18 protein-coding genes are annotated in these 17,799 nt (G+C 41.1%); 10 read left to right on the top strand and 8 right to left on the bottom strand.

Features of this window, described 5'->3' with window-relative positions; translation table 11 throughout:
* Positions 1-15: 15 nt before the first annotated feature.
* On the bottom strand, positions 16-678 hold the full coding sequence (locus HWE15_RS09040) for a carotenoid biosynthesis protein (protein ID WP_290507199.1): 663 nt from the start codon (positions 676-678) through the stop codon (positions 16-18).
* A gap of 100 nt (positions 679-778) precedes the next feature.
* On the opposite strand from HWE15_RS09040, the gene HWE15_RS09035 reads away from it, so the two are divergent.
* The 4 genes from HWE15_RS09035 (at position 779) to HWE15_RS09020 (ending at position 3,960) form a co-directional block, all read left to right on the top strand.
* Positions 779-1,081, top strand: coding sequence for a DUF4286 family protein (locus HWE15_RS09035; RefSeq protein WP_290507198.1), 303 nt, complete (start codon positions 779-781; stop codon positions 1,079-1,081).
* Positions 1,082-1,083: 2 nt separating this feature from the next.
* Positions 1,084-1,548 carry a TspO/MBR family protein gene (locus HWE15_RS09030; protein WP_290507197.1) on the top strand — a complete coding sequence of 155 codons (465 nt, stop codon included), beginning with the start codon at positions 1,084-1,086 and terminating at the stop codon, positions 1,546-1,548.
* A gap of 88 nt (positions 1,549-1,636) precedes the next feature.
* Positions 1,637-2,791, top strand: coding sequence for a DUF4221 family protein (locus HWE15_RS09025; protein WP_290507196.1), 1,155 nt, complete (start codon positions 1,637-1,639; stop codon positions 2,789-2,791).
* Between the two features lie 11 nt (positions 2,792-2,802).
* Positions 2,803-3,960 carry a DUF4221 family protein gene (locus HWE15_RS09020; protein ID WP_290507195.1) on the top strand — a complete coding sequence of 386 codons (1,158 nt, stop codon included), beginning with the start codon at positions 2,803-2,805 and terminating at the stop codon, positions 3,958-3,960.
* Positions 3,961-4,339: 379 nt separating this feature from the next.
* Here the strand turns inward: HWE15_RS09020 and HWE15_RS09015 are convergent, their stop codons facing one another.
* From HWE15_RS09015 to HWE15_RS09005, 3 genes are read right to left on the bottom strand one after another with little or no spacing between them, the layout of a single operon-like run.
* Positions 4,340-4,942 (bottom strand): trimeric intracellular cation channel family protein, encoded by a 603-nt coding sequence (locus HWE15_RS09015; RefSeq protein WP_290507194.1) that lies wholly within the window; start codon positions 4,940-4,942, stop codon positions 4,340-4,342.
* A 27-nt stretch (positions 4,943-4,969) separates the two neighbouring features.
* Positions 4,970-5,584 (bottom strand): bifunctional 2-polyprenyl-6-hydroxyphenol methylase/3-demethylubiquinol 3-O-methyltransferase UbiG, encoded by a 615-nt coding sequence (locus HWE15_RS09010; protein WP_290507193.1) that lies wholly within the window; start codon positions 5,582-5,584, stop codon positions 4,970-4,972.
* Positions 5,571-6,476 (bottom strand): patatin-like phospholipase family protein, encoded by a 906-nt coding sequence (locus tag HWE15_RS09005; protein ID WP_290507192.1) that lies wholly within the window; start codon positions 6,474-6,476, stop codon positions 5,571-5,573. The genes HWE15_RS09010 and HWE15_RS09005 overlap by 14 nt, the downstream gene beginning before the upstream one ends.
* A gap of 39 nt (positions 6,477-6,515) precedes the next feature.
* Here HWE15_RS09005 and HWE15_RS09000 point away from each other — a divergent pair, with 39 nt between their 5' ends.
* The 3 genes from HWE15_RS09000 to HWE15_RS08990 are packed head-to-tail and all read left to right on the top strand — an operon-like array spanning position 6,516 to position 9,242.
* Positions 6,516-6,938 carry a VOC family protein gene (locus tag HWE15_RS09000; protein WP_290507191.1) on the top strand — a complete coding sequence of 141 codons (423 nt, stop codon included), beginning with the start codon at positions 6,516-6,518 and terminating at the stop codon, positions 6,936-6,938.
* 6 nt (positions 6,939-6,944) lie between these two features.
* Positions 6,945-8,003, top strand: coding sequence for an aminotransferase class I/II-fold pyridoxal phosphate-dependent enzyme (locus tag HWE15_RS08995; protein ID WP_290507190.1), 1,059 nt, complete (start codon positions 6,945-6,947; stop codon positions 8,001-8,003).
* Positions 8,004-8,009: 6 nt separating this feature from the next.
* Entirely contained in the window at positions 8,010-9,242 is a 1,233-nt protein-coding gene (locus tag HWE15_RS08990; RefSeq protein WP_290507189.1) for a serine hydrolase, read from the top strand.
* 293 nt (positions 9,243-9,535) lie between these two features.
* On the opposite strand, the gene HWE15_RS08985 is transcribed toward HWE15_RS08990, so the two are convergent.
* Positions 9,536-10,969 carry a DASH family cryptochrome gene (locus tag HWE15_RS08985; RefSeq protein WP_290507188.1) on the bottom strand — a complete coding sequence of 478 codons (1,434 nt, stop codon included), beginning with the start codon at positions 10,967-10,969 and terminating at the stop codon, positions 9,536-9,538.
* Between the two features lie 123 nt (positions 10,970-11,092).
* Here HWE15_RS08985 and HWE15_RS08980 point away from each other — a divergent pair, with 123 nt between their 5' ends.
* The 3 genes from HWE15_RS08980 to HWE15_RS08970 are packed head-to-tail and all read left to right on the top strand — an operon-like array spanning position 11,093 to position 14,546.
* Positions 11,093-13,501, top strand: a complete 2,409-nt coding sequence (locus HWE15_RS08980; RefSeq protein ID WP_290507187.1) for a glycogen debranching protein — start codon at positions 11,093-11,095, stop codon at positions 13,499-13,501.
* Positions 13,502-13,546: 45 nt separating this feature from the next.
* Positions 13,547-14,275, top strand: coding sequence for a hypothetical protein (locus HWE15_RS08975; protein ID WP_290507186.1), 729 nt, complete (start codon positions 13,547-13,549; stop codon positions 14,273-14,275).
* A complete protein-coding gene (locus tag HWE15_RS08970; RefSeq protein WP_290507185.1) occupies positions 14,208-14,546 on the top strand; it encodes a thioredoxin family protein in 339 nt (112 codons plus the stop codon). Before HWE15_RS08975 ends, HWE15_RS08970 begins: the two co-directional genes overlap by 68 nt.
* Here the strand turns inward: HWE15_RS08970 and HWE15_RS08965 are convergent.
* From HWE15_RS08965 to HWE15_RS08955, 3 genes are all read right to left on the bottom strand, one after another.
* Positions 14,543-16,756, bottom strand: coding sequence for a DUF5916 domain-containing protein (locus tag HWE15_RS08965; RefSeq protein ID WP_290507184.1), 2,214 nt, complete (start codon positions 16,754-16,756; stop codon positions 14,543-14,545). The two genes, HWE15_RS08970 and HWE15_RS08965, sit on opposite strands and share 4 nt — an antisense overlap.
* Before the next feature lie 71 nt (positions 16,757-16,827).
* Positions 16,828-17,262 carry a secondary thiamine-phosphate synthase enzyme YjbQ gene (locus HWE15_RS08960; RefSeq protein ID WP_290507183.1) on the bottom strand — a complete coding sequence of 145 codons (435 nt, stop codon included), beginning with the start codon at positions 17,260-17,262 and terminating at the stop codon, positions 16,828-16,830.
* 61 nt (positions 17,263-17,323) lie between these two features.
* Positions 17,324-17,767: a hypothetical protein gene (locus HWE15_RS08955; protein ID WP_290507182.1), complete on the bottom strand. Its 444-nt coding sequence runs from the start codon at positions 17,765-17,767 to the stop codon at positions 17,324-17,326.
* Positions 17,768-17,799 lie beyond the last annotated feature (32 nt).

Below are 17,799 nucleotides of genomic sequence, written 5' to 3'. Positions count from 1 at the left end.
GATTTTCATCAGCAACTACAATACCGTAAAATTCAAGATGGTGAAAAAAGCCACAAGCGTCAGCAATAACAACAACGCAATGGGGTTGTATTTTTCAAAATTTGCCTTCCGATATATTAAATGAACCACAAAGGAAACCCCAAACCAACCGATGTAATTTCCAACTGGAATAATGTCGAATTTCCAATACCAAAAATCCAAGGCAACGGCAACTGGCTCCATGATGTAATCCAAGGCGGTCATAGCAAAAGCTCCCAAAAAGGCAGCATAATAATCATTAGGAACTCTATGGAAAACAGAACCCGTCAAATAGGACAGGATAAACCAATTGACTCCAATTATGATGGGAACTTCCCACAATTTTGGTCCTAAAGTCGGTCCATATACATAATCCCCAAACAGGTATCCCGTATGAATCCCGATCAATTCAGCTCCAAACCCAATCCAAAATGCTGCCGCTGCAAAAATCGGAAATGCATCCGTCCAGCCTCGATGAAACAGCAAAATGATCAATAAGCTGGTCAACAACTGCACCGGCGTCAAGGACAGAAACCAATCTTGGTATTCCGGCAAACTCAACCCCACGATTCCAACCACATGAAGAATAATAATCACTGCCTTCGCAATGGTTAATCGAAGTTGATAAGAGGTGCCGCGCTCGGGTACTACTTGATGCATAGGGTGCTTGGGTTGGCAGAAATACTTTTTTCTGTTTGGGATTCCTAACTTTGCAAATCGTAATTTGTTGACAAAGGAAAGTAATTAATTGAAAAAAAGGATGATTCTCTATAATGTAACCATCAACGTGTCACCGGAAATTGAGTCTGATTTTATCCAATGGATGAGGGAAACGCATATTCCGGAAGTCATGGCTACAGGTATGTTTACCGAACACAAATTTCTTCGACTCTTGCATGAAGCCGATGATGGAAGCACCAATTATGCGGTTCAGTTCTTTACAGAAAGCATGGAGCGAATGCAGGATTACGAAAAGAATTTTGCTCCCACATTGCGTGCAAAAACCCTGGAACGTTATCAGGACAAGGCCTTGGCTTTCCGTACCTTACTAGAAATTCTCTAAAAATGCCCAATTGGCTCAAATTGATCATTAGCCTCATTCTTCCACAATTGGTCGGTGGAACAGGGGCTTATTTCACCATTTCTTCGGTTGGAAGCTGGTATCAAACCATTTCCAAACCAAGCTTCAATCCACCCAATTGGCTTTTCGGTCCAGTATGGACCACCTTATACATTCTGATGGGTATCGCTTGCTACTTAATTTGGAAAAGTGATCACCCCCAGAAAAAGAACCTGTTGACCTTGTATTTTGTACAGCTTGCCCTAAATGGAATTTGGTCCCCGGCATTTTTTGGAATGGAATCTCCGCTAATGGGACTGATCATCATTTTGCCCTTGTTGGTTTTGATTTTCATTTGTATCCAAAAATTCAAGCCTGTTTCTTCCTGGGCTTCTTGGTTGATGATTCCTTACCTGGCTTGGGTGACCTTTGCAAGCGTGCTCAATTTTTCGATTTGGTGGTTAAATTAAAGTCCTTATCATATCAACGGGTTTAACAATTATTCACTAGGTTTTTAGCTGTATAAATTTAGTTTTACGGGAGATTTTAAAAATGCCTATGAAAAAAATCATCCTGCTGCTTTCCCTTGCCCTATTTTTTGCCTGCGGCACACCTGATCAACAAAAAGAAAATCCCTCAGGCTCTCATTCCTATACCGAAAACCAACTAGAAAATCTCCAAATTACAATGGATACCATCAAAGTAGACGTCGGAGAAGAGATCATAAATGCCACTGCCTATTTTGGCTTTGGACTTAGCACGGATAAGAAACGAATCTACTTCGCAGATGGCATGAATACGGAAGTTCATGGGTATAATCTGCGAGAAAGGAAGCTGGAGCGTCGAATTGTTTTTGAAAAAGACGGACCAAATCAAGCTCCCGATTTTATCAACTTTTTTCAAGTTCTCCCCAACGAAGAATTCATGCTAGCCAACTATGCCATTCAGGCAGTTTTTAATGATCAGACAGAAAAAATCCTGGATATCAAAGCCCTGCCTGAAGAATATGAAGGTTTGGATGAGTCCTTAAGCAGTTTGTATGGCTTTTTGCATGTCAGTCCGGATAAAAAGTTGGCTATTTCCAGACCTTTAGAATACGGAAAGGAGTCCGTAAGCCTCGTATTGATGGATTTGGAAAACAAAACAGGACAAGTACTTTCTTTACCCGGATTGGAAATCACCAAAAAATTCAGGGCTTCCTTTTCACAAGGTGGCGGCACCACGACTATGGGGGATAATCTGGTTATTCAGGAAGTTCGCGATCAATTTGTCATATATTCTGCCAGTACAGCCGACATCTATGTATATGACTGGAATAGTAAAGAATTGAAATTGATCGAATTTGACCATCAATTGGTCCCTAATGGAAAAAGCGGCGACTTCCCAACGGAGGCAGGATCGCGAGAGGAACTGATGGAAATTGCCCAGCAAATCCGGAATCAGGTCTCTTTCATGGGTTTACTTTGGGATGATAGCCGTCAGCAATATTTCCGTTTTGCCAACAAACAAAATGGCCTTTTGGAAACCGGCGAACCGCGAAAATCCGATTGGTATCTTTTTTCATACGATGAAAATTTCAACTTACTCGGCGAAACCGAACTTGAAAACCTCTCCAATTTCTTTTATCAAAGCTTTTTCTACGAAGGGAAAATATACAACTACCTTCCCGTCGACGAGGATCCTGGCTTTGTGATCATGACTTTAGATTTCTGAATAACTATTTTATGAAAAAACTACTTTTTCCAAGCCTGTTCGCTGCATTGGCTTTTTCCTGTGGCGGAGAAAATGATTCTGCCGAATCAACACCATCCAATATCCTCGAAAACTTCACTTTCAGTGTGGATACACTGGTGGTTGATCCAGGGGAAGAAATTATCAATCTCTCTAGGGGAGTAAGGGGAAGCTCTTTGGATGAGACCAAAACCTATTTCTATCTTTTTGATGAGGCGACCACCCAGATGAATAAAATCAATTTGGATGAACTTTATTTAGAGGAGCAAATTCCATTTGAGAAGGAAGGTCCAAATGGCATCGGATCTAATTTTATTACCACTTCCCGATATCTCCCGGGTGAAGAGTTCCTGTTTTCCAATTTTCAATCGACGGGAATTTTTAATAAACAAGGCAAAAAGGTTCTCGATCTGACCCTTAAGCCGGAGGAACTCGACATTGAGGGCCTGGGAGAAAATGCCCAATTCAATGTCACCAACTCCATCCGCCTCTCTCCCGATAGAAAAATAGCCTATTCTCTTCCAGGTGACTTTATGGAGGGTACCACCCAAATGGCAAAAATCAATCTGGAAACCAAAAGCGGAACTGTTCTACCCATTCCAGCTTTGGACATTGCGGGAGAATATCTAATTCTCTGGCAATCCGGCGATGGTTTTTCTATCTACATGGAAGAGGTTTCACTACAGGAAATAGCTGGGAAATTTTATATCACTGCTGAAACGAGCAATAGCATTTATCGATTGGAACCGGGTCAGGATTCTCTCCAACTATTTGAGTATGACTTTAGCCTAGTATCTAATCAAAAGGAGACTCCGATCCGAAGAGAGGTCTCCTCCTTGGAGGAGTTTAGGGCTGAAATGGAAAAGGCAAGGACCCAGATCGGGTTTGAAAAACTCCTGTACGATGAGCAAACCAAACGTTTCTATCGCTTTGGGAGGATCTATGAGCCCAAAGGTGATGATCCCGAGGCTCCCTCCAAGGCAGAAGTATTTTTGTTTGCCTTTGATAATAACTTGAATCTTATCGGAGAGACAGCTCTTCCCGAATTAGACAAAACACCTAGCAGCCCCTTTTTCAAAGACGGCAAGCTCTGGTCCTATGTCAATGTGGAGGACGAATTGGGCTTTGCGGTGATGGATTTTAAATTTTAATGCCATCGCAAAGTCGCGACGGCGCAAAGATTTAAATCTAAAGTGGAGTAATTCTTTTCCGCATCTCCAACCTAAAGAATAGGCTGATTTTCTTTTTTCCAAATTGGATAGAGCAAATGATTTTGCAAGGCATTAAGCCTCTAATAAGCTCTGTTTTATGTGCAATGTTTTTATGTGGTTTTAAAAAAAAGAACCACATAGTCACATAGAAAAGACCTTCTTTTTTTAGAGTGAAGTCAAAAAGCTATATCCAATAGTAGTTTGATACTAACGCGCTCCACAAGCTTCGCTCGTAGTGACGGAACCAAACCTATGCCTCTTCGATTCTTTGCGGGAGAAAAAATCCGGTGCGACTTTGCGTCTTGGCGCGCCAAACTCCTTAATCCAATCTCGGTAAACTCAATTGATACTTCACCGCAATCATTCGAATAGAAATCACCGTGGACATGGAAATCAATAAATTCCAATCTCGATCCAATCCAAAATAATTCAATACCAGGTATAAAATCGCTCCTGCTAGACAGGCGGATGCATAAATTTCCTTTCGGAATAAAATCGGAATTTCATTCGTCAGGGTATCCCGAATCACTCCTCCCATCACGGCAGAAAACATCCCCATAATGGCAGCGATTTCTGGCCTAACCCCCAAACTCAGTGCCTTTTCCACCCCCAAAACCGTGAAAAACCCTATCCCCAATGTATCGAATAGGAAAAAAGTCTTTCTCAATCGACTGAGAAAATTCGGAAATATAAAAGCTGCTAATACGCCCAATAAAATCGCATACAAAAAATAAATATCACCTATCCAAACCAGCGGATAGGCATCCAATAAAATATCTCGCAAGGTTCCTCCACCTATAGCCGTAATAAAACCGGTAAAGCCCGCTCCAAACAGATCATGCTCCCGTTCACGAATTGCCAAGGCACCAGAAATGGCAAAAACAAAGGTTCCTACAAGTTCTAAGGCGTATTGAAGCGTCATTTTATATTGTTTACAATTAAATTGTATTTATATTTTTTCTAGCAAAAAAACACCCATTTCCCGCTGATCAAGGACAAAAACGGTTTTGGTAGCTTCTAAGAACCGAAACCCCTTTTGCTCTAATTCTTTCAGTTGCTCATTACTCAAAACAAAGCGCTCTGTTCCATCTGGAAGCAAGAACTTACCCTTTCCCAAAGGTTTGGATTGCTCTAAAATCCCGCCAAAGCCGGTACACATCCGAAACCAAAAGATTCCTCCTGGTTTTAGAACTCGGTGGATTTCTGAAATCATTTGCCAAAAGTTATCCACACTTTCCGCAAAATGCAGCACTGCTGAACAAATAACGGCATCAAAGGCCTCTGCATGAAAAGGGATTTCCTCAAGCCGCCCAACTTGAAAGCGATGAACATCGTATTCAGATTGAAGGCTTTTTGCCTGATATCGGCAATATTGAATGGCCAGTTCATTGGGGTCAATACCAAAAATCTGATAGCCTTGGTTGATAAAATATACCGTATTTCTTCCCTCTCCACAGCCCGCATCCAGGATTCGCATTTCCTTGGAAAACCGTCCTTTTAAAATTTGGTCCAAAAGATAGATATCCACATTGCCCAGCAGGCGATTTAGCTCAGCTATTTCCATTTTCCCATTTATCTAAGGCTTCTTTTGCTTTAATTCGGCCTACTTCGATCATTTCTGCCGATCGATGGAATTCTAAAGTTCCTGCCTGCTTTCGTGCAATCTTGACTAAAACCTCCACATTATTTTGAGCGATCACCATTTCACAATAGCGGTCCTGCAGCAAATCAAAGGAACGGCTCACCAAATCCAAGGCTGAAAAAGAGGTGGGCTTTTCTTCTTCCTCTTCATCATCTGGAAAATATTGCTTCATCTTATCTCGGTATTCAGAAAGCCATTTTGGAAGCGAAATAAAGCGGTTTCCTTCGGAATCCTTTTTTGGAGGCGAAACATAATCCTGATCGAGTCCATTTACATCCACCACCATCACCAGGTTATTTTCCGCTTTTTTTAAGAGTGAGATCGGAATTGGATTTAATACACCTCCATCAATCAATTGCTGTTTCCCTTGCTTTGCCGGAATAATCACAGAAGGAATACTACCGGAAGCTCGAATGGCGGTTAACAAACTTCCTTTTGAAAACACCACCTCTTTCCCACTATGGACATCTACAGCATTGCAGGAAAATGGAATCTGAAGATCTTCAATTTGACAATCTTGGACCACCTTTTTCAACGCGGAAAAGACTTTCTCTCCCTTAATAAAACCTCGGCTAGAGAAGGTGAAATCCATCAAGGAAAAGACATCAATCCGATCCAGATTGCATATCCAGTTTTTAAACTCTGCCAGCTTGCCTGCAGTATACATGCCGCCAACCAGTGCACCAGCGGAGCAACCCGCAATTTCAGCAATTTCAAAGCCTCTTTCCTCCAATTCTTCAATGACACCGACATGGGCTAATCCGCGAGCTCCACCACTACTCAAAACCAATGAAACTTTCTGCTTTTTTGCCATATCTTTAGGATGAAAAATTTACAAACGAATGTACACAATATGAGCCAATTTAAACCCTTTCATCTGGCATTCCCGATTCGGGATATCGAGGAAACCCGGAAATTTTACGGCGACCTTTTGGGTTGCGATATTGGTAGAAGCACGGACAAATGGATTGATTTCAACTTCTTCGGACATCAGCTCTCTGCGCATATCAAGCCTGAAGAATTAGCTCAAGCAAAAACCAATGCAGTAGATGGGAAAAATGTACCTGTCCGACATTTTGGAGTAATTCTTCCTTGGGAAGAGTGGCATGATTTGGCAGATAAGCTCAAGGCCCATGGAATCGACTTTGTGATCGAACCTTATATTCGATTCAAAGGAGAAGTAGGAGAGCAGGCCACCATGTTTTTCTTGGACCCCTGTGGAAATGCTTTGGAGTTTAAATCATTCCAAGACGAATCACAGATTTTTGCGAAATAATCCTACTTGAAAAAACACAATATAAATACCGGAATAGGAAGGTTGATTGAAGTAGAAGGAAAGGAATACTTCTATTTCAGTGGCACCTCCTATTTGGGTATTGCTCAGAATTCAGACTTTTTGGACGTCTTGGCCAATAATATTTTCGAATACGGGTCCAATTTTGGGCAAAGCCGCAAAAACAACATACAACTCCAGGTTTTTGATGAGTTTGAGGAATATTTTGCTCAATCAGCTGGAGCTGAAGGTGCTGCAGTGTTTAGTTCCGGCTACCTAGCTGGCATTGCTGCATGGAAAAGTTTAAGGGAGGTATCTGAAGAAGTCTGGATTGGTCCCGATGCCCATCCGTCAATCATCCCTGACGGCCTTAAGGCAGGTATCCAATTAAGTTTTAAACAATGGAAAAATCACTGCTTAGAACTTTCGGAAAGCCTGTCTCCACAGAGCATTCTAATTATTGGGAATGCGGTAGATGCCTTACATGTTGAAATACACGATTATGCTTGGGTGCAAGAAATCGCCAAAAAACACAAGGTATTTCTTCTGATTGATGATTCCCATGCTTTTGGAATTGTGGGAGATGGAATCTTCGGAACCTATTCGAAATGGAAACACAGTTCGATTCATTTGACGGTTTCCGGTTCGCTTGGAAAAGGCTTGGGTCTCCCCGCAGGTATTGTCTTGAGTGATCAGCAACAATTGGAAAAAATACAATCAACACCGCTCTTTACCGGTGCCTCTCCGGGTTCACCTGCTCATCTACAGACCTTCCTCGAAATGCAGCATACCTATGAGGTTGCTCAAGAACAGCTCAAAGAAAACATCCAATATTTCTATGAGCGAACAGCCTTTCTCCCTCAAGTGGTGGGATATGCAGATTTTCCGATTTTTCGATACACAAAAGATCTCTGGGTTGAACAGCTTGAAAAATCAGGAATCATAACCTCCAGTTTTCCTTATCCACACTCCCATAGTCCAAAGGTAAATCGGATTGTTCTTTCAGCTTTTCACGAAAAAGAAGATATTCAATTCTTAGCCGATATTCTGGATAACCTAGTTTCATAAAACAGCATGCGAATCTTTCTTTATTTCTTTACGATTGCTTTATTGATTTTTTCTTGTTCCCCCAAAGAGCCAGTACCCTTTGAAGATGGTATAGAACCTTATCCCATCCTTCAAAAGGTCCTAGATAGTGTGGATAAGTACCAGGTTCAAATCTTATTCACCAGGATTGACCGAAATGAACATATGAATCCTATGTTCGAAACTTTTTCATTCAACTTAGATGATGAACGATACTTTTATCCCGCTTCAACGGTCAAACTTCCAGTAGCCATTTTAGCTCTAGAATGGCTGGAAGAACAAAATGTGGATAACCTCACTTTGAATACCCCCATGCTGACTGATTCGGTTCGCCCTTCCCAATTACCCGCTAATGTGGATAACTCATCAGCAGACTCGCTTCCAAGCATTGGGCATTACATCAAGAAAATCCTATTGGTATCTGACAATGATGCATACAATCGCCTTTATGAGCTATTGGGTCAGGATTATATTAATCAAAAATTAGCTGAAAAAGGTCTGAATCATACCGTTATCAACCATCGATTAAGTTATCCAGCAAACGAAATTGAAAATCGCTATTTCAATCCAATTCGATTTGTGGATAAATCCGGAGAAGTAATCCTTGAAATTCCAGAACGAAAGACGGAAAGTATCTATTCCAACCCAGAGCGACCAGTTATTGGACTAGCTTACTATGCAGGTGATTCCTTGATTGAAAAAGGGATGGAGTTTACCTATAAAAACAAATTTGCATTGTCAGACCTTCATGGGGTAGTACAACGCATCATTTTTCCTCGATCCTTTATGGAGGATGAGCGCTTTCATTTGAATGATGAGCATCGAAAATTCATCCTAACATACATGAGTATGCTACCGGGTGAATCCGATTTTCCAAAGTATGAGGGTCCCGATTTCTACGACAGTTATTCCAAATTTTTCAAGTTTGGAACTGACAAAAGTCCCATTCCTGATCGGTTCCGAATCTTTAATAAAACCGGTTGGGCTTATGGACACCTAATTGACGGAACCTATTTTGTGGATTATGAAAACGGAGTGGAATTCTTTGTCTCAGCGATTATTTACACCAATAAGAATCAAACGTTGAACGATGATACCTATGAAACCGAGACGATTGGCTTACCATTCTTTGCAGAGTTAGGGGAATATTTGTATCAATTGGAATTAGGACGCAAAAAGATTTTGAAGCCGGATTTTGGGGAATTAAAAATGGATTATTAGAAAAATGAAAAAAGAGCGATTCCCTGATTTTACGCTTTTTCTAAAAACATTTTGGATTTGGACGGTTCTGGTTGGTGTGGTCAATTGGATCGTAACCTTAGGCAATTACAGATTAAAGTTAGGATTTGATTGGAGTTTTCTTGAACAACCAGAATCCTATTTATCACTTTTATTCTATATCCTATTTTGGGCTGCATTTGAGTTTTTTCTTTTTTGGAAACCCAATCCAAATTTTCGCGAAAAAATTAAACAGAAACGTAGCAAGTCAAATTGACTTATCCACAATCATTTTTTTAATATACTCCCTCTAAATCAACCATAGCCTGTGGATAAGTAGCTCCCAAAATCACTCCAGCACTTTTCAATTCAGCTGTGGATAAGTCCCAAGGATGATGGATTCCAAATCCGTTCAGTTTGGAAAGTTCAGGAATCCACAAACGCACATAATCTCCATTTCGGTCGTAATTTTTACCCTGACGCAAAATATTGAAGTAGCGATTTTCTCGAGGGTCATTCCCAACGCCTCCTACATACATCCAATTTCCCCAATTGGAGCAAACATCATAATCGATCAATTGACTTTCGAAATAGCTTGCTCCCCACGTCCAGTCAATTCCCAAATCATTGACCAGAAAACTAGCCACATTCTGTCTGCCCCGATTCGACATGAAACCAGAGTATTTTAATTCCCGCATATTGGCATCAACAAAAGGAACTCCCGTCTGCCCCTCACACCAACGCTGAAAATCAGCATTATCCCTTCGCCAGGAGTCCTCTTGATGTTTGATGCCACCAATGTGGAAAACTTGATTGCCGTGTTTTTTACAGATGAAACGAAAATAATCCCGCCAAATCAGCTCAAATACCAACCAATAAGTGCTCTGGTTCTTTTTCCGCTCTTTTTCGTAGCGCTTTACCTCCTCATAAACAGTTCGAGGAGAAATACATCCCAGTGCTAACCATGCCGAAAACTTGGAACTATAATCGGAACCAATAAGCCCGTTTCTAGTCTCCTTATAGAATTTTAATCTATCCTCTTCCCAAAAATAGGACTGGATTCGCCTGAGACCAGCACTTTCTCCACCATCAAACTGCATCACCGACCGGTGCTCGGCCTCAGGCTCCTCCAAACCATAAGTAGTAATATCAGGAAGTGTACCTTCCAAAGGAATAAGATCTTTCGAGGGAAAATTAATGGAACTTGGCTGTGGATAAGTGGAATGAACAGCCGCCATTTTTTCCACAGATTTTCGAAACTGCGTAAAAACTTCAGGAATTTGAGCTACTGGAAATGGAAGATCATCGATATGATACAAGGTGCTCTGCCAAAAGCTTTCTGTAGCAATACCTTTACTCCAGGCTGCTTTCTCCAAAGGCTTATCCACATTTCGCTCTTCAGCGGTTACTTCTTCTGAGAAGAAAATTGCATCAGCTCCAATCCGCTCCGCAAAGGTGATTACCTCTAACTCAGGTTTACCCCTCAATAAAACCAGATTTCCTCCCAGATCTTGTAAGTTCTTTCGCAAGTCTTGAATGGATTCCAAAAGAAATTTTGTTCGATAGTTCCCAGTCTTCGGAAATCCAAGCACAGTTGCTTCGAAATGACGAGGATCAAAACAATAGACCGGAATCACTTCAGCCCCGGTTTGGCAAGCCTTATAAAGTGCCTCTTGATCTCTAGTTCGAAGATCATTTCGAAACCAAACAATGATTCTTTTGAAATTCATGTAGTCCCAACAGGCTGTGGAATCGAAGTGTTTTAAAAAATTTAAATTCTAAGAATGACGTGATTTTTTATATTCACAGTTTATCTGAAAACTCATTTTACCCCGAATCGGACTAGTTTAAAAATGCGAAATACACTTGTTTATCTTTTTTTAATCTCTTTACTATTGGCCTCATGCCAAGAGCAAAGTAATCCCTATGCGGTCCTTTTTAATGATCTTGAAAATCAGGAAGGGCTTTCAGGCAATGCAAATTATTTAAACTCTCCATTCGTCACGGCTGGAGATCGGGTTTATTTGATTGGGCATCAAGATGGGAGTTTCCCGGATTTAGGGTGGCATGTGGAGGGAGAAATGGGTGGCATTTGGATGCATCCCATCAAATTAATGGATGGTTTTTCTGCCCAAGTTGAAATAGAAGGGCAAGCAATTTGTCTAAATCAAGGCCAAAATTTCATCAATTATCCATTCTCTAACCGGATCCATTTCGGAACTATTGCTTCAGACTTAAAAATAGACCGGCTTCACTTCGTTCCAGATGGTAGGGAAGGCTTGGCTATTTTTTATCGTTTTGAAAATGGATCCTCTGAGGAGAAAAGCATCGATTTTTCATGGGTGGCACAAGTGGATCTTCGACCCGTTTGGTTGGGGGATAGAAGCGGAATGATCGATCTAGAAGATGAGATTAACTTCAATGAATTGACAGGTACCTTTACCGCAAAAGACCAAGGAAACGATTGGTATACGGTTTGGGGAAGTGAAGCAGGAATTCCCCTTACTCCAAGAGAGGAGATTTGTTCCTTCGAATCATTAGGCAAGGGCAAGAAAGCTGCCTTTGGGGTAAATTTGACTATACCCGGAAACTCAACATTGATTTTCCCGATTTTCATTGCAGGCTCTACAGAAAGCGAATTGAAGGCATTGGAGACCTTAGCAGACTTGCGGAATAATCTCCAATCTGATTGGTTTTCGAAGAAAAGCAATTTTCAAGCGGTTTTTGAAAAATCAAAAATTGAAATTCCAGACCCAGAACTCCAAAAAGCCTTTGAATGGGTGAAATACAACACGCAGTGGCTAGTCAGAGAAGTGCCTGAAATGGGAAGAGGGTTTGGAGCAGGACTACCGGATTATCCCTGGTATTTTGGTGTGGATAGTGAATACACAATTCAAGGTTTGCTGGCAACGGGACAAAAAGATCTGGTTTACAGTACCATAGCGTTAATCCACAATCTTTCCGAAAAAACCAATGGCAATGGGCGCATCATTCATGAAGCTTCTACCAATGGCGTGGTTTTCAATCCAGGAAATATCAACGAAACTCCCCAGTGGGTATCCACTATTTGGGAAGTTTATCGTTGGACCGGGGACCGGGAATTTTTGGAGAAGTATTTTCCATCTGCGGAAAAAGGTCTGAATTGGCTTTTGGAGGAAAATGATTCGGATGGGAATCTATTAGCTGACGGCTATGGCATGATGGAAATCCATGGCTTGAAATCAGAAATGATTGATGTGGCGGCTTATAGTTACAAAGCATTTTCAGATGCCTCCAAAATGGCTGAAATTTTGGGAAAAACAGCCCTTTCTGAAAGTTATCAACAGACAGCAGATACCTTGGCTGAGAAAATCAATTCCGATTTCTGGGTTGATGAATTTGGAAGCTATGCAGATTTTATCGGTACAGTGGAAGATGCGCTTCATCTTATTGATGGAGCTATCATCCGAGCCGATACACTAAACAAACCTTGGGCAGTGGAAGAACTAAAAGCCACCAAAGCGAAGTTATCCACATTGCCCAACGATAAAAAGAGAGGATTTGTCCTTTATCACAATTGGGTGGTCAATACACCCATGGAAGTGGGGGTTGCTGATCCCGAAAAAGCTAAAATTGCCTTAGAGACGGGAAGGAAATATACCAATCCATTTGGCGTATTTGTCACTGGAATCGACCGGGATGAAAGCGCAGAAAATGAGGATGGTTCGTTTGCAGGAAGTAAGGCCTTTTCCTATACCGGTGCCGTTATGACTTTGCCTACCGGTGTTTCTGCCATCGGGGAGAACAAGTATGGGAATCCCGATGCAGCACTAGATTACCTAAAACGAATGACACGAAGCTTTGGCTTTGCCTTGCCCGGCTCCATTTACGAAGTATCGCCAGATTATGGAATGTTTACCCAAGCCTGGAATTTGTACAGTTATGCGGTTCCCATGGTGACTCAATTCTTTGGTATACAGCCCGATACAGGCAATAAAGTTATCCACATTCGTCCTCAGATGCCTAGCTCTTGGGAAAATGCTTCCATTCAAAAAGTACATGTAGGAGAAAATGAAATTTCACTCAGCTATCAAAAATCAAACGGGGAACTTGTCATTGAAGTAGAACAAAGCGAAAAGAAATGGGGCTTATCGATTGAAATTCCTGAAAGTTATTCCAAAGTAAAAATCTTAGGCAAGGAGGTAAGTTCGGATACTCAACAAGGCTATCGACGAATCCTGATGACGGGAGCAAAGGTTAGAATTGAGGCTAGTAAAAACTAACAAACAAAATTTCCCGTAAAGCTATTCAATAATTTAGCTTTACTTATGATAAAGTCTAGACTGCTTTTTCCTCTCTTATTTTATATTCTTTATTTACCCGTAGCAGCTCAAGAAACTCAAATCATCATTGATTTAGAAGGTTCGCTTTCGGGAAAAGATGTTTTGAGAACCAGTTTTGACGAGCAGGTTTATCAAAGTGTGAATAAGTTTGAAGGGGAATTGAGGGCGAAATTGGAAAAACCTTCCCAGATTTCCTTTTATATCATAAAAAACAACGGTAAAATAATTGACCAACGAGAATTCTGGGTTGGGGATGGAACATATCAAATTAGTGGTCAGGTGAATGACTTATCCACATTAGAAATTGATCAGAAGCATCCTTTTGAAGAACTCTCCCGTGAGATTGAGAAAAGCGGAATTGAAAAGAAAAAGGCGTTAATTCTGGAAAATCTGGACAAAGAAGTCGCCTTGAATGCGCTTATTTCGAAATCTGAAATTTTTTCAAAGCAGGAATTAGAGAAGGCACTTAATCAAGTTTCTCCTGAGCTAAAAAATTTAAATTCCTTTAAACGCTTTGCCTCTAATTTCGAATTAACTGGGATGTCCTTTGAAGTAAAAGAAGGGTCGGAAAGCCTTGATTTTTCTCTAGAAAGTCGAGAAGGAAAACAGGTTTCTTTAAATGATTTTGAAGGAAAATACTGCCTTTTTGGAATTTTCCTTTACCGGATGCAAACCATGCCTGGATGCACTTCCGGAAATAAGCGAGATTATTAGCCGATTTGGTGCAAGCCTCGAGGTAATAAGTATTTGGAATGATAAAAGTCGGGATATTTGGCTCAATGGAGCCAAAAAGCACAAAGAATTGATTCGCTGGACGGATCTCTGGGATAAAACCGGGAAGGTTACCCAGCTTTATGAAGTAAAAGTTTGGCCCACCTATATTTTAATCAGTCCAGAGGGAAAAATCGAAAAAACCTGGAATAGCTACCGCAAAGGAAGAATCCTCAGTAAAATGGAAGCCCTATTTGGAAATCCCAGACCTTAAATATTCAACCAGTAATTCAACTTCAATACCAAGCTTCGCTGTTTGGGGCTAAAGGAATCTGGGAAATAATTGTCTGTATAAACTAGGAAGAAGTCGGATACAGGGGCAAAACGCCACTGCAAGCGCGTGTTGATATTGATATTTTCGATCTGATTATTGTATTGGATAAACGTTGTCCAGAAAAGGGATTTTGAAAAGGTAAGATCGATTCTAGGGCCAACTAAAAGCAAATCCGCATCATTTTGAGGCTCCGGAAGACGGATGCGATTATAACTAAAATTCATTCCGATATTTGCTATATACCCAATTCGCCAAGCAATTTCGCTTCGAAGCGAGGCAATATCTCCAGTGAAGTATTCTCCTGCCTGACCTTCTAATCTGACATTGAACGGCTGTCGAGGATTGCTTCGAAATTCAAACCCAAAGCGGTCGGTAGTATAGTCCGTGCCAGCAGGCAATGGCTCACCTCCCGTTCGTGTAGGATCAAAATCATCAAACAAATAGATATAACTATTCGTATAGCCGAACGTCAGTTGGGCTAAAGACTGGAACCGAACTTCGTATTGAAATTTGATGTCCCGGTCTGTCGACCCAAAGGCCTCATTCCATCTCAATTCATATTCCGCTTGCGGGCCATGGCTATTGATAAACGTTGATTTTGGGAAAAATCGATAGCCTAAATCAGGATTAAATCTTTTGTAATCTACCCGAGGTACAAAACCAACCTCTGGATTGTATCCCGCGCCGATATCCAAATAACTGATGCTCCATCGCCAATGCAAATCACTGTACAAAAGATAGGCATTGAGCGTTCGGGGAGCCTCCTTTTCAGTACTTTCAAAAGTCCTGTGGTAAAGAGCCTTTCCAGTCCAACGATTATCCTCAGAGGCTAAGTTGTACTCTACACCCAACATACGATTGTAGGCAGTTGGATCAAAAAGGCTTTGGAATTCATCCACAGCCAAGGACTCCCGATCCACAAAAATCAACCCCACATTGGAACGAGAAAAGACTTTTTTCTGAACTGCCATGACACTGAAGTTCTTACCTACAATGCCGCGTTCTTCCTCGGTAGCAGTTTGCATATTCATCAAACCAACGCGCCAATCATCCGTCACTTTCCCAGAAAGTCGGGCTCCATAGATAATTTTATTTTGCACATTTTGACCAGTAGCCTCATCTCGGTCGACTCCAATTCTTCGGGAAAAGAATGGCCTTGCTAAAGGGTGACCAAAGCTGGCAAAAAGGTCTCCATTTTCAAGAAAGAACTGTCGCCTTTCAGGAAAGAAAATCTCAAATCGGTCCAAGTTGGTTACCTGCTGATCGACCTCCACTTGAGAAAAATCTGGATTAAAAGTCAAATCCAAATTCAGAGCTGGGCCAATTCCAACCTTGGCGTCCCCTCCAAATGCCGGAGTGAGTTTTTCAGAAGTACCCTCCAAATAATTCGTGGAGGTTCGGGCAGCCATGTAAGGGATCAGGGAAATATTGGCTGAGTTTTTTTTGAGCGGTTCTTCAAAAATTAGCTTTCGGCTAAATGCAGTAGAAATAATCGGAAAATTTCGGGGGATTGGTGCCCAAGTACTACGTTCACCCAAATGGCTATCGATTCGGTAAAAGTTGACATTCCAGTTTTGAGCGCCGTCCTTGAAACGTAAAGTTGAAAGTGGAATAATTGCCTCTATTTGCCAATGGTTTTCATGAATGGAGGCTCTTGCAAACCATTTATTGTCCCAAGCCAAATTCAGGTCTTCGGATCGTGCCCCCCCATTTGCCAAAAGTGCCTCTCGTTGCACACCATAAGGATTGATTCCAAACTGAAAGGCATTAGTCTTGTCGTTAAAGGTATCGAAGACAAAACTAATCCCATCATTTTGCTCTCCCCGATAATCTCGACGCAAGGAAGTAGACACATATTTCCTTGGACCATTATTAAACATGACCGCAGCGAGATACAGGTTATTTTCATCGAATGCAATTTTCACCCGACTTTGTGCGGCGGCGGCAGAAGTATCGTAGGGAAAATATTGGGTAAAATTATCGTTCCAACCTTCTTCTGAAGTCCAAATTTCCTCATCCAAAACTCCATCAAGAACAATCGGATCCTTTACTTTAAAAGCGAAGGCATTGACTTGTTGGGAAAATGCCTGTTGCTGGGCACCAAACAGCAAGACATTTCCTAGGATTAATAGGCTTAATAGAACTCTCATAGACTAGTTGATCTCACAAAAGTACACTAGTCCTATACGATCAAGAGGACAATTTTATGAATGGTATAATTTCATTTATTAACAGTCCCAAAAGCGGTCAAAATCAAGCTTCTAGGGGAGGCATATCTTCGAAATTCACAGAGATAAATCCCTTGCCAAATGCCAAGCGCAAGTTTTCCACCGGAAATGGGAATTTGAAGGCTGGAATCAAAAAAACTGGCTTTAATGTGCGCAGGCATATCATCCGGCCCTTCATACGTGTGGATAAAGCGTGGATAATTTTCTGGAATTAACTCATTTACAAAGGTTTGGAAGTCTTTTCTAACGGTTGGATCAGCATTTTCATTAATAGTCAAAGCCGCTGAGGTATGCTGAATAAAAACCTGCAAAAACCCCGTCTGAATCTGCCGGATTTCGGGAATTCCTTCCTCCACTAAATCAGTGATTAAATGATATCCACTAGGAAATGGAGGAAGACTAAGTTTTTTCTGGAAGAATTCGCTCATGAAGCAAATTAAAAAAAGCTGCCTCAGGAAATGAAACAACATTTGAATTTGGGAATGCTTTTTATTTTCTGGTAAAAAACAAAACCGGTCCATCACAGGCGCTCCAAGAACCAAAAAGGGTTTCAGGGTCTTCAAAAAATAATGTTTCGATTCCTGCATTACAAGAGTGAATCAAAGGAAAACCGTTGGAGTTTCGGTGCAATTGATAAGAGTCTTCATCATATTCCAAGAGCAAATATTCACGCTCATTTACCTGATCATCCTCAATCTCAAAAGTACCGGTCAATGTATACGATCCTATGATTTTTGAAAAATCCCCATTGGAATTGAACCGATAAGTATATAAGGAGTCTGAAATCGGGTAAAAGGTTGGATCGGGTGACCAGCTACTTTGATAGCCTGAAAAAACCCAGTCCCGATCGAAAACCGGATGAATGGGATCAGTTTCATCTTGACAGGAAAAAATTACTAGAATTATGAAGAAGGTGCCGAATACTTTTTTCATGGTATTTTATTGGTTCACGAATTCTTTAACGC

The sequence above is a fragment of the Algoriphagus sp. genome, assembly GCF_013373065.1.
Taxonomy (GTDB): Bacteria; Bacteroidota; Bacteroidia; order Cytophagales; family Cyclobacteriaceae; genus Algoriphagus.
The sequence above is the reverse complement of the archived record's forward strand: the minus strand, read 5'-3'. Positions and strand labels throughout refer to the sequence as shown.